Here is a 12389-nt window from a genome sequence, read left to right as displayed (position 1 = left end):
GCCCGGGTTTCCCGGCGCGCAGGGCCGCCCGCTCGCCTGTGCGCCCTCACGGGTCGCAGGGGCCGCCCACGCGTACGGGCGGGCGGGCGAGCTGCTCCGCATCGCGTCCGGCGCGGATCGCCTCCTCGGGCATGTCCGCCGAGATGTCGGGCGGGCGGCCCGCGAGACCCCGCGCGAGGTAGATGAGGATGGACGCGGTCCCCCAGGCCAGCGCGAGCGCGACGCCCGCATCGACGATCGCGCGGTACGGCGGGGACATCCGCCGGACAAGCAGGATGAGCGCCACGATGCCCGCGATGAGCACCCACGTCGCGATCAGCCGGCGGCGCGTCGTGTGGAAGAGCGCCATGCAGTAGAGCGGCGCCAGCGCCACGTGCAGCGGCCGACGATGCTCTGCGAGGTAGAGCGCGCGCGCGACCACCCGCGGCGAAAAGCGCTGTTGAAAGCCGCGATATCCCTCGAAATAGGCGATCACGACCGTCCAGGCCGCAAGCAGGACGAGCTGGCCTGTGGTGAGCTCGTGGGCCGTCAGGATGCGAGCCGCCGTGGCGCCGAGCCGGTAGATGGCCTCGACCAGGACGGCGACGACGCCGAGGACACCCCAGAGGACGATGGCGAGACGACGCCGATGCTCGCGGCCCGGCGAGCTCATCGCACCCACGCCGGATCGAGGGGCCCCACGGCCGTGGACCGCGAGCCGTCTGCCGCGTGCGCGGACGATCGCGTCGGACGGTGCGCCGGGCAGCCGAATCGCCGCATGCCCTCGCCATGCTAGGAGAGGAGCGGGGCACGTCAACCGGAACTTCGCAGGGCGGGAGGCCAGCCCGCGGCGCGCTGCCGGTTGCGTGGTTGCGGTTCGTTCGGCGGCCGTCCGGCGGTAGCATCGCCGCCCCATGCCGATCGCCGACCGCTCCGCGCCGGGCGCGCCGCCCGCCCCGGCGCGGGCCCTCCCGCCCTATCCGCACGCGCTGCGCTCGCCGCTCGCCCCCTTCACCGCGCGCCTGCGCGACTTGCTCTCGACCGTCGAGTCCGCGGCGCTCCTCGGCGCGGTCGAGGCGCGCGTGCGCGGGCTCGGGGAGCACCTGCGCTTCGCCTGCCTCGCGATGCCGTGCTCGGAGGCGCTCGTGGCGCTCGAGATGGAGGCGCTCGGACGGCTCACGGTGCCCGTCGTCGCCAACGCCGCCGGCTACCGCACGGCGGGCGCGGAGCTGCCGCCGAGCGGCACCCCGTTCGCGTACCTGCTCGGCGGCGGCGGCGGGCACGCGGTGGCGTTGGCCGACGGCGATGCGATGATCGCGCCGTTCCGGCCGATTCTGGGCGGGGTACCGGCTTATGCAATATTTGTGCCGATTTGCATCGGCGCGGCGATCGTGGGCGGCGCGGCGCTCTTCTCGCACGACGCGCCCCTCGGAGGTCGGGAGCTCGACATGGCCGAGCGGCTCGCCGAGGTCCTCGCGCTCACCGTGGAGTCGTTCCGCACCGAACGGGTCGTCTTCGAGCTCTTCGCCCGCGCTATGCCAGACCTGCTCGGGCACGCGCCATGCCAGGTTGGGGCGGCAAGCCCGAACCAGGTTGGGGCGGCAAGCCCGAACCAGGTTGGGGCGGCGGGCCCGAACCAGGTTGGAGCGGCGGGCCCGAACCAGGTTGGAGCGGCGGGACCGAACCAGGTTGGAGCGGCGGGACCGAACCAGGTTGGAGCGGCGGGACCGAACCAGGTTGGGGCGGCGGGCCCTGGTCGGCCGCTTCAGGAAGAAGCGGACCCACCGCCGACCTCGCTCCGCGCCGCCCTGGAGCGGCACATCCATGCGCTCCGCCTCACGCCCGAGTACCGCCGCCGTCTGGAGCTCGCGGCGGTGGTGGGGAGGCTCGCCGAGCACGGCGAGGTCGAGGCTCGCCTCGCCCTCGACCTCCTCGCGCGAGTCGACGCCTACGCGCGCGGCGGCGGCGTACAGGGGCCGCTAGGCGAGGGGGAGGGGAGCGCGGCGTGACGAGGCCCTCTCCGGTGGGGCCGGGCGGCGATCTCCGCGACGCCGCGCGCCGCGGCGCCAGCGTACGCGTCGCGCTGGTCGACTCCGGCGTCGACGCCTCGCACCCTGCGCTGCGCTCGGCGGCGCTGCGCCATGTCACGCTGAGCCGCCGCGGAGCAGCGCACGAGGTCGCGCCGTGCTCGCCAGGAGACGTCAGCGGGCACGGGACGGCTTGCGCGGGCATCGTCCACCGCATGGCGCCCGGGGCCGAAATCACGAGCGTCCGCGCGCTCGGCGAGGACGGACGATGCTCCCGCGACGGGCTCATCGCGGCGCTGCGCTTCTGCGTCCGCGAGCGCTTCTCCGTGATCAACCTGAGCCTCGGCATCGATATCCCGAAGAGCGCGCCGCTCCGCCCCGGCGACTACCGGTCCCTCGTCGAACTCTACGAGGTCGCCGACGCGGCCTACACGGCAGAGGTCGTGCTCGTGGCCGCCGGCCCGAACGCGGCGGCGTTCCGCACCTATCCGGGGCGCTTCAAGTCGCTGATCGGCGTCGGTCGAGGGCCCTTCCAGGACCCAGAGGCGCTCCGGAGCGAGCTCACGGACGACCACGAGATCCTCGCGCCCGGCGACGAGGTGCTCGCGCCCGCGCCCGGCGGCGGCGACCGGCGCTGGACCGGAACCTCGTTCGCGGCGCCCCATGTGACCGCGCACGTTGCGCGGATCCGCGCCGCCCGGCCGGAGCTCTCGATCGAGGCGGTGAAGGCGGCGCTGCACGAGCTCGCGCGCGGGTCGGGGAGCGGGACCGGGAGGAGCGCTGAGGAGGGCGCGACGGAGGTCGGCGCTAGCGCCGCGGCGGCGGGCCGCGGCGCCGCGCCCGGGCGCGCGGCCGCGGAGGCGCCGGAGGATGGCCGTGCGCCCGCTTGACCCGCTCGACGGCGTGTCGCCCCTGCCGCGGCTGCTCCGGAGCGCGCCAGGCGCCGAGGTCCGCGCCGAGCTCGACCGCATCGAGGCGCTCCTCGGGGAGGGCGGCGCGCCTGCGGCGGCACCGGCCGCTCCGCCGCTTCCAAGAGGCCCGCTCCTCGCCGCGGCGCTCGCCTTCGGGCGGGGCGCGCTCGCGCTGCGCGAAGGCGCGCTGGACGCCGCGGTCCGCCTCCTCGACGGCGCCGCTGCGACGTTCGGCGAGGAAGGGGCGGCCGAAGCCCGGGACCTCGCCCGGTGCGAGGCGGTGCTCGCGCGCCTGCGCCGCGACGCGCGGTCGGCTTGCGCCTCCGCCGTCGCGGAGCTCGATGCCATCGCGGGCGCAGGCGACGGCCGTCGCCGCGCGGCGGTCGTGGCCGCCCATTACCGCGCCACGGCCGAGCGGATCGCCGGCGACGCGGCGGCCGCGCAGCGTACGCTGCTGTCTGCGCTGCGCGGATCGGAGCCGTTCCTCGACGAGCGGGCGCAGATCCTGAACTCGCTAGGGACGCTCTATGTGACCCTCGGTGCCCACGGGGCGGCCGAGGCGCTGCTGGAGCACGCGGCCGAGCTCCACCGCCGCCGGGGAGACGCCGTGGGCGAGGCGATCGCCTACGGTCAGCTCGGCGCGGCGGCGCTCGGCCTCGGCGCCGTCGAGCGCGCCCGCGCGGCGCTCCAGCGGCAAGAGTGGCTGTGCGCGCGCCTCGGCGATGCGTTCGGCCGCGCCCGCGCGCTCACATTTCTCTCGGAGCTGGCGCTCGAGCTCGGACGCGCCGACGACGCCCTCGCGCTCGCGACCTCCGCCCGCGACATCGCGGCGGGCGCCACGCCGCCGCTGCGGACCTGGATTGCCTATGCGGCGCGGGCGATGGGGCGCGCGCGGCGAGACCTTGGCGATCTCGGCGCCGCGGCGGCGCTCGAGGAGGCGGGGGCGCTGTTCCGGGAGCTCGGTCATCCGCTCGGGGAGGCGCTCGCCGCGTGGGACCGCGCCTCGGCCGAGGCGCTCGCGCCGGTGAGGTCCACAACCCCGGTCGCGCCGGTGCAGCCCGCAACCACGGAGCAGCCCGCAACCACGGTGGTGCAGCCCGCACCCACGGTCAACTGGTTCTCCGCCGCCTGGGCGCTCGGCTCGCTGGGGCTGCCGTCCCGCGTGGCGCTGCTCCTTCGCGAGCGGATGGAGATTGAGGAGGCCGCGCCGCGGCCGGAGAACGGCGAGCCGGTGTCGGACGGCGGGATCCGTGAGCGGGCGCTCGCCGCGGCGGCGCAGACCTCGCCGCACGTGGCCGTGCAGCGCGAAGTCGAGCTCGTCTACGACCGGCCGGATGACCTCACCGTGGTTGCCGCCCATAGGGCCGCGGCGCACCGCAATCTAGGCCGCCTCGCAGCGCTGACCCTCGCCCCGCCCGGCCTCGTCGTCGCCGCGATCGTCAACGTCCGCGGCCTCGTGCTCCCGTCCGAGCGCGCGGCAGCCGCCTGCATCGCCCGTCTGCCCGGGCTCGCTGTTTGGCTCTGGCCGTCCGCCACCGCGCCCTCCGCCATCGGCAGCGATCTCGCCGACCTGCGCACGGCGCTCGGCGAGCCGCTGCGCGCCGCGCTCGCGCTCGCGCCGGCCGGACGCGTGCTCTGCCCGCCCTTCGCGGGCGACGTCGGCGCCGAGCTCGAAGCGGTCGAGGTCGGCGCCCTGCTGGCATTGGCAGAATCGCTCGCACCGGGCGAGCTGCGCCTGGATGCACAGCTGGGCTGGAACGGGGAGGTCGGCGCGAGCGTCGAAGCCCTGGGGTTCGTCGTCACGCGCTGAGAGCGTCCGCAGCCACGCTCGCGCCGTGGAACGTGCGCATCCACCATGTTCCTATCGGGAAGACGACACTGCGTATACCGGAACGCCAGCGTTCGAGCGCCGCTCGGTAGGACGCGCGAAATGTCCGTACGGCGTCATCGGCGATTCTCCACGCGTCACCCTGATTACGGCCCACCGCGAACGTCGGATTGCGCTCGCGGAGTGCTTCCGTGCTCGTGGCCCGCTCGTAAGGGGAGACATTGCTGGCGCGCTCGGCGCCCAGAAAGCGGAGTCCCTGCTGCTGCGTCTTGGCATGTGCCTGCGCTTCCTGTCGCTCGAGCTCGGCGGCGACGTCGCGGCGAAACCCTTCCGCGCTGTCCTGCTCTACGGTTGGGGGCAGCGCGAGCGGGAGCGTCGCTTCCTCGGGCCACTGTGGGTTCTCCGGATCGAGGTATACCGAGGGCCGCATCGCGTGCAGGACGCCGCGGCCGAGCTCGCGTACGTCGACCTTGGCGCCCGGCCATTCATGCGCATGTCGGACGAGGCCGGCGGCAACAGGGTTTGCGAGGACGTATGCGATCTTCTCCACCAATGCTGCGCGCGTCAGCAGCCGTACCGCGCTCGTGGGCTCGTGGTCCCACACCGGTCCCTCCCACGCGCGTAGCACCTTCGTCCCGAGCGCCGCGATACGATGGAAGAACTGTAGGAAGCGCGGCAGAACGCCATCGACGTCCGTTACGATGAGGTGAAGATGCGTCGACATCGCGCAGAATGCGTGGACCTCGATGCCGTAGCGGCGGCTCGAGACGGCGAGGGCGTAGACCAAGAGCTGGGTGATGCCTGCGTCTGGGCGGAGGAGGTGATGCCGGCGCAGGATGCGGCGGGTGATCAGGTATGTGGCGCCGGGGATGATCGCGCGGGGCTGGCTCATGGCCGGCGCACATAACAAATGCCGTGCCAGGGTTCTGGTGACGGATTTCAAGGGATCGACGTGCGTCGGGGGGGTGGCGGCCGCCAGGCTATCCGCCACTTAAGCCACCGTAACGTGGGTACGGCACCGCCAGCCCCGGTCAGCCGGACCTAGGTCGATTATTCATCCCCAACCTGGGTCGATTCATCCCCCAACCTGGGTCGGTTCATCCCCAACCTGGGTCTGTTCATCCCCAACCTGGGTCGGTTCATTCTGGTCATCCTCCTCACCGAACTGCGATGCCCTGCGCGCCGCCACCAGGCACCAACCCACCTGCCTCGCCTCGCGGGAGCAGGCTACCGTCGCGGCTCACCTGGAATGCCGCGATCGTCCCGGCCCCGGCGTTGAGGGTATATAGAAACCGCCCGTCGCGCGTCATCGTGAGGTCGATCGGCGCCGTGCCTGCGGGGAACGACGCCGACACGCCGCCGTCGAGCAACGTCAGCGCGCCGCGCGCGTCGACCTGAAGCCCGGAGACCGTGTCGCTGCCCGTGTTGGCCGTGAAGACATACCGGCTCCCAGGCGCGCCGGCGATCCAGCAGGTCGCCCGTTGGAAGGTGTCGACCGTGTCGCTGATGACGGCGAGGCTCCCATCCGCACGGATGCCGTACGAGGACACCGCGCTCGTGTCACCGGTCGCCGGCACGCCGTCGCCGCCGACCTCCGCCACGAGGAGGTGTCCGCGCCGGTCGAAGGCGAAATCGAACGGGACGAGACCCCTGGAGATCGTCGTGACCGGAGCGTCGCTGGGGAAGCCGCGGCCGCTCACAGGGAACACGTGGATCTGGTTCGACCCCTTGCCTGCCACGACCAGCACCTCCCCGTCGGGAGAGAACCCGATCTGACCCGGCGTCGCGCCGAGCGACGGCGGAATCGTGCCGCCGAGACCGAGATCGCGGACCGACCCGTTCATCGGCACAAGCTCGCCGCACGGGTCCACCTCGAAGCCGGCGATGTTGCCGTCGCCACCCACGTTGAGGACATAGACCAGGCCGCCGTGCGACGCGACGCTGACGGGAAAGTCGCCGCCCGAGTCAACCACGTCGAGCAGCGTCAGGCCGTGCGGCCCCACCCGGAACATCGACACCTCATTGCTCCCCGCGTTCACGGCGAACAGCAGCTTTCCGTCCTCGCTGAGGACGAGCGACCCTTGCGAGCCGAGCGGGTTGATCGGCCGGCTCGGCGCGCCGAGCCCCCCGGTCGCATACGTCCTTGCGTACGCGAGCGAGCCGTCCGCGGCCCGGTCATACGCCACCACGGCATTGCCATCTCCGGCGTTGGTCATCACGAAGACCTGACCGTGCCGGTGGACGCCGGCGCCGTGCGCCATGGCGTCGCCGGGCGCGCTCGCGGCGAAGATCCCCAAGCTCAGGGCCGTGATGTTCATCGTGCTGCGAAACATGAGAAAGCTCCTTGGAACGGCGCCGTGAACCCAGCGGCGCGGGCTTGTCGGTGGGTCGATCGTCGAGGCGCATCTCGGTCGTGACGACAGCGCACGACGCGCCCCGAGCCCTCGGGAGCGCGCGTCGCTGCGCGCCCCGTCAGGCGGGGTCATCCGCTGCTACGCGGAAGTCCCTCCGCCGTTTCGCGGCTGCCGCGACCGGCCCGCTCCGGCGCGCCTCTGCCGCTCACCCGGGCGACGCTCCGCCTGCGCACGCGCCGCCCGCGGCGGCTTGGCCGACACGCGCTCGTCGCCCCGCCTCTTTCGGCGACGGACGGACGACCGCTCCGCCCCGCCGGGGGTGCGGTCAGCGCGGCCGCCCGCCGCCGCAGCCGGAAGGCTGGATGCGCCGGACGGCCATCATGAGCAGGTAGCGGTCCGGAGCGCCGGGCAGGTACCGCTCCAGGTGGAGCTCCCCGGGCCGGAAGCCGAGCCCGTGCAGGAAGCGGAACACGCGGTGCGCGGCCTTCTCGTCGCGCGCGGTGCACTCCAGGGTCGCGAACACGGTCGGCGGTACGTCCTGGCGCCGCGCCCCCGGCGGCAGCCGCCGGCCAGGTCGGATCCGGAACCCGACCTCGCCATGAAGCTCACCGTCCCTCAGGTCCAGCGTGCGGACGTACCCGCTGGTCAGGACCGGAACGCGCCGGCGCGCCAGCTCCCGCTTGCGCGCCGCCACGTCAGCGCGAAAGGCCAGCGGGCCCTCCGGCGCCGTCGCCGGGTACCAGACCAGCACCGAGCGCTCCTTCCAGTGCTCGAGGTGCATCGGCAGCTGCGACGACGTCACCCCCCGCAGGTACTGATCCGCGATCTCGAGCGACAGCAGGCGGGCCGTCATCTCCTGCTGCCACGTCGCGAGCATCGCCTCCCGCGCCCGGCCGCTCAGGCGGAGGAACTCGCGGATCGCCGCGATGGGGATCCCCGCCGCCCGCAGGCTGCTGATGCTGCGGGCCTCCTCGACCTGCCCGGGCGCATAGGCGCGGTAGCCGTTCGCGCGCCGGCCGGTCGGCAGCAGGAGGCCCTTGCGCTCATAAAAGCGAAGCGCGCTCGGCGAGAGGCCGCTGCGGTCCGCGAACTGGGAAATCGTGAGCATGCGGCGGATTTCTCCTTGAGCTTCAACCTGGTTCAAGGTGCAGGGTTCGAGCGAAGCGCGCTCGGCGAGAGGCCGCTGCGGTCCGCGAACTGGGAAATCGTGAGCATGCGGCGGATTTCTCCTTGAGCTTCAACCTGGTTCAAGGTGCAGGGTTCGAGCGTCGCTTCCAAGGACCTCCCAGACCTCCCAGGAGAAGAGCGCATGAACGTCTCCGTCGTGACCCGGGGCGAGCTCCGGCTGGCCGGCATCAAAGTGGTGGGCCGCCGCAGTGAGCTCAGCCACCGGGTGCCCCTCGCGTGGCTAGAGCTCGTCGACCGCCTCGACGCCGTCCCCCACCTGGTGGACCGGAGCGTGCTTTACGGGGCCTTCCCGGAGAGCGATCACCGGAAGGCGAGCCACGACGGCGTCTACACCTACTGGGTGTGCGCCGAGGTGAGCGCGAGCGGGGCGCTCCCGGAGGGCGTGCGGCAGCTGGTGCTCCCAGCGCGGACCTACGCGGTCGCCCGGGTCGAGGGGACCGCGGAGGCCATCGAGGCGACCTACCTCGGGCTGTCGCGCTGGATCGAGGCCCAGGGCAAGCGCGTCGACGCGCAGGCCTGGTGCCTCGAGCGGTACGACGAGCGGCGGCAGCAGGTGACGCCGCCCTACGAGCGGTTCGACTACGACGTATGGAAGCCGCTGGACGGATGACGCGCCGAAATCCAAGCGCCACGCCGGTTGCACGCCACGCCGGTTGCGCGTCACGCGTTGCTCGATCGCGCAAGCGCCGGCGCATCACGAGGCGCGCGTTCCTGTAGACCTTGGAGAAGCGCGGCGCAGGACGACCCGCGAGCGCGACGCGGCGATCGCCTGCGCTCGACGGCGCCCCCGCTCAGATCACGGGCGAATGACGCTCCGGCGGGGCGTGGGCGCCTGGCATCGAGGATGCTTGGGCATCCAGGAGACGATCGCGAACGACCATCCATCCTCGAACGGGGCTCTCGCCATGTCCGCTCTGAACCCGCAGCGCACTGGAACCCTCGACGCACGCCGGCCCGCTAGCGCCTCCGAGCACGACGGAGCGGACTGCCTCCGGGACGAGTTCCTCAAGCTCGCATCGCATGAGCTCAAGACGCCGCTAACCTCGCTCGCGCTGCAGGTGCAGCGGATGAAGCGCATGAGCGAGCGGCACGCAGAAGACGCGTCGACGTGGGTCGCCTCGCTCGAGGTCGTCGGCCGCCAGGTCAACCGGCTCGCCCGGCTCTGCGACGACATGCTCCAGGCGATCTCGCTCCGAGCGGGCCAGCTCGCGCCCGATCGCCAGAGCGTCGATCTCGGGGCGCTCGTCCGGGAGGTGGTCGCCGGGCTCCCGGTCGAGCTCCGCGCCCCGTCCGCCGCCATCTCGGTCGACGCGCCCGAGGGCGTGGTCGGCCTCTGGGACCGCGAGCAGATCGGGCGACTCGTGTTCCACCTGGTCAAGAACGCCATCGCGTTCGGCGAAGACCGGCCGGTCTCCATCGAGGTCAAGGCCCCTCCCGGCGGAGCGCAGCTCCTCGTCCGCGACCGCGGCACGGGCATCGCCGAGGAGGACCAGGAGCGCATCTTCGCGTGCTTCGAGCGCGCGGGCGACGTGGAGCACTTCGGTGGTCTCGGGCTCGGGCTCTACATCGCGCGCGAGATCGTGCACGCCCACGGCGGTCGCATCGGCGTGGAGAGCGCCCTGGGCCGCGGCTCGACGTTCGTCGTCGACCTCCCCCTCTAGCCCCACCCGAAACCCAGCCGACCGCCGCGCGCGAGATCCGCGAGCGCCCGCCGCGCGGGGCGCGCTGCGACGAGGCCCTGGGCGGCCCGCCCGACCGGCAGGCCGCCCAGGGCCCACGCTACGGATCGCCGGGCGGCGCGTACCCGAGCCGCTTGATCCCGAGCGCCTTCAGCTTGTAGACGAGCGTGCGCAGCGGCATGCCGAGCGCGCGCGCCGCCTCCGTCTGGTTCCCGCCCGCCTTGCGGAGCGCCTGGACGATCAGCTCGGCCTCGCAGCGCTGGAGCCGCGCCTTCAGGAAGTCGGCGCCCGGCGGCGCGGCGCTGAGCTCGGCGTCATCGCACGGAAGGTCGCGGTCCACGGCCGGCGCGGCCGGGGGCGCCGCCCGCGCGCGCTCGGGCAGATCCTCCTCCGCGATCCACTCGCCCTCGGCGATGACCACCGCCCGCTCGATCGCGTTCCGCAGCTCCCGCGCGTTCCCCGGCCACGCGTACGCCCGGAGGCGCGCGAGCGACCCGGCGTCGAAGCCGCGAATGGAGCGGCCGTTCGCTTGGTTCGCCTGCTCGAGGAAGCGGCGCGCGAGCGGCTCGAGGTCCTCCGGTCGCGCCCGGAGCGGGGGGATCGTCACCGTCATCGCGTTCAGGCGGTACAGGAGATCGCAGCGGAACGCGCCGGACGCGCACATCGCCTCGATGTCGCGGTGGGTCGCCGCGATCACGCGCGCGTCGACGTCGATCGGCTTGTTCGAGCCGACCCGGGTCACCTGCCGGGTCTCCAGGACGCGCAGGAGCGCGGCCTGCGCCGCGGCCGGCAGCTCGCCGATCTCGTCGAGGAAGACCGTCCCCCCGTCCGCCGCCTCGAACACCCCCCGCTGCTGCTGCCACGCGCCCGTGAACGCGCCGCGCTCGTGGCCGAAGAGCGCGCTCTCGACGAGCTGCTGCGGGATCGCCCCGCAGTTGACGCACACCATCGGCTTCCCGCTCCGCGGGCCGCGGTCGTGGACCGCGCGCGCCACGACCTCCTTGCCCGTCCCCGTCTCGCCCAGCAAAAGCACCGGGATCGACGATCGCGCGACCCGCGTGACGATCTCGAAGACGCGCCGCATCGCGGGGCTCACGACGACGAGATCGGCGTGCGGGGCGCCCGCGTGGCTCTTCCACGCCCCGCCCGGCGCCGACCGCACGGGCTGATCCTCCGTCGCGCTGCGCACCGCGTTCCAGCACCGATAGAGCAGGTCCTCCGCCACGGTCCCCGCGTCGGGGAACATCGCGAAGCCCGCGAGCACGGCCGGCGCCCCGTCCGCGCCCGACGCGGCGAGCGCGCGCGCCAGATCGAGCGCCGCGTCGGCCCCGGCCTCGGGGAGCAGCGCCGCCACGACGTCCGAGCTGTACAGGGCGATCCGGTCCACGGGGCGCAGCAGCGCCCGCATGCGTGGGAACAGGTGGCTCACGTGACCGCCCTGCTGGCGCGCGGGCCGGGCCATGACGATGGCGAAGCTCCGCCCGAAGAACCGCGCGCGCCTCACCTCCTCCTCGAGGGCGACGCGGAGCTGCTCGTGGCTCATCAGGCCTGACAGCTCGCCCTCGGCCGCCGTGATCGAGCGGACGGCGACGACCACCTTGCCGAGGATCACCTCGTCGCCCGGCTTCGCCTCGCCGCGCGCGACCCGCGCCCCGCCGAGCCAGGTGCCGTTGGTCGAGCGCAGATCCTCGACGAGGACGCTGTCGCCGGACACGGTGAAGCGGGCGTGCTCGCGCGAGAGGCTGACGTCGCGGATCTGGACCTGCGACGGCGGCGCGCGGCCGATGACGACCGGCGCGCTCGGCCGCAGCACGACGCGCTCGGCGCCGTCGCGGTGATACACGAGCAGGGCCACGCGCCGGTCGTCCTGCCTGACACACTGGATCGCATCGATGAAGCTGCTCGACAGCGGCGTCGTTTCCATTCCGCTGTCCTCGCGAATCACTGACACTCTGTTAACCCCCCTCTCACAAGATCCCGTCCCGGGGTCCGGGCGCCGCGCCGCCCGCGTGCGCGACGCGCGCCGGGCGGAGCCCGCCCGCCCCGCGGGCAGGCGCTCGCTGACGCTGATTTGCGCACCGCCACGGGCGTCTCCCGCGCGCCGCGACGCACCAGATGGCTCACCGGGGTCGGGTGTTCATGTCGCTCCAGTCGCTCCAGTCGCATCAGTCACACCAGCCACACCAGTCACACCAGTCACACCAGCCACACCAGTCACACATCTTGCAATTCAAGCACCACCCGCGGGTCGAGCCCGCCGGTGACAAGGACACCGTGTTCCCGATCGGCGGGCGCGCGCGCTTCATGCTCCGCGGGCGCCACGCTTCGGGCCGGCGCGGCTCCACGATGTGCCGGTCCGCCTCGGGGCTCGACCGGGCGAACCGGGAAGGGGGCCTGAGCCCGGTGCCCCTCTGCATCCAGGC

10 protein-coding genes are annotated in these 12389 nt (G+C 73.4%); 5 read left to right on the top strand and 5 right to left on the bottom strand.

Annotation, left to right across the window (positions count from 1 at the left end; translation table 11 throughout):
- Positions 1-46 precede the first annotated feature (46 nt).
- Positions 47-652: a hypothetical protein gene (locus WMF26_RS31670; protein WP_437995743.1), complete on the bottom strand. Its 606-nt coding sequence runs from the start codon at positions 650-652 to the stop codon at positions 47-49.
- Between the two features lie 241 nt (positions 653-893).
- Between WMF26_RS31670 and WMF26_RS31665 the strand changes: the two genes are divergently transcribed.
- From WMF26_RS31665 to WMF26_RS31655, 3 genes are read left to right on the top strand one after another with little or no spacing between them, the layout of a single operon-like run.
- A complete protein-coding gene (locus WMF26_RS31665; protein WP_437995742.1) occupies positions 894-1988 on the top strand; it encodes a hypothetical protein in 1095 nt (364 codons plus the stop codon).
- Positions 1985-2896 (top strand): S8 family peptidase, encoded by a 912-nt coding sequence (locus tag WMF26_RS31660; RefSeq protein WP_437995741.1) that lies wholly within the window; start codon positions 1985-1987, stop codon positions 2894-2896. Before WMF26_RS31665 ends, WMF26_RS31660 begins: the two co-directional genes overlap by 4 nt.
- Positions 2883-4727 (top strand): hypothetical protein, encoded by a 1845-nt coding sequence (locus WMF26_RS31655; RefSeq protein ID WP_437995740.1) that lies wholly within the window; start codon positions 2883-2885, stop codon positions 4725-4727. Before WMF26_RS31660 ends, WMF26_RS31655 begins: the two co-directional genes overlap by 14 nt.
- On the opposite strand, the gene WMF26_RS31650 is transcribed toward WMF26_RS31655, so the two are convergent.
- The 3 genes from WMF26_RS31650 to WMF26_RS31640 form a co-directional block, all read right to left on the bottom strand.
- Positions 4717-5637: a transposase gene (locus WMF26_RS31650; protein ID WP_437995739.1), complete on the bottom strand. Its 921-nt coding sequence runs from the start codon at positions 5635-5637 to the stop codon at positions 4717-4719. The two genes, WMF26_RS31655 and WMF26_RS31650, sit on opposite strands and share 11 nt — an antisense overlap.
- Before the next feature lie 265 nt (positions 5638-5902).
- On the bottom strand, positions 5903-7078 hold the full coding sequence (locus WMF26_RS31645) for a lactonase family protein (RefSeq protein ID WP_437995738.1): 1176 nt from the start codon (positions 7076-7078) through the stop codon (positions 5903-5905).
- 346 nt (positions 7079-7424) lie between these two features.
- A complete protein-coding gene (locus WMF26_RS31640) occupies positions 7425-8207 on the bottom strand; it encodes a MerR family transcriptional regulator (RefSeq protein ID WP_437995737.1) in 783 nt (260 codons plus the stop codon).
- A gap of 201 nt (positions 8208-8408) precedes the next feature.
- On the opposite strand from WMF26_RS31640, the gene WMF26_RS31635 reads away from it, so the two are divergent.
- Both WMF26_RS31635 and WMF26_RS31630 read left to right on the top strand, forming a co-directional pair.
- Positions 8409-8897, top strand: a complete 489-nt coding sequence (locus tag WMF26_RS31635; protein WP_437995736.1) for a GyrI-like domain-containing protein — start codon at positions 8409-8411, stop codon at positions 8895-8897.
- Between the two features lie 295 nt (positions 8898-9192).
- A complete protein-coding gene (locus tag WMF26_RS31630) occupies positions 9193-9948 on the top strand; it encodes a sensor histidine kinase (RefSeq protein ID WP_437995735.1) in 756 nt (251 codons plus the stop codon).
- 118 nt (positions 9949-10066) lie between these two features.
- On the opposite strand, the gene WMF26_RS31625 is transcribed toward WMF26_RS31630, so the two are convergent.
- Positions 10067-11890, bottom strand: coding sequence for a sigma 54-interacting transcriptional regulator (locus WMF26_RS31625; protein ID WP_437995734.1), 1824 nt, complete (start codon positions 11888-11890; stop codon positions 10067-10069).
- Between the last annotated feature and the right edge of the window lie 499 nt (positions 11891-12389).

The sequence above is a fragment of the Sorangium sp. So ce185 genome, assembly GCF_051526825.1.
In the GTDB taxonomy this organism is placed as follows: Bacteria; Myxococcota_A; Polyangia; order Polyangiales; family Polyangiaceae; genus Sorangium; species Sorangium cellulosum_D.
This window is presented reverse-complemented; position numbering and strand designations above follow the sequence as displayed.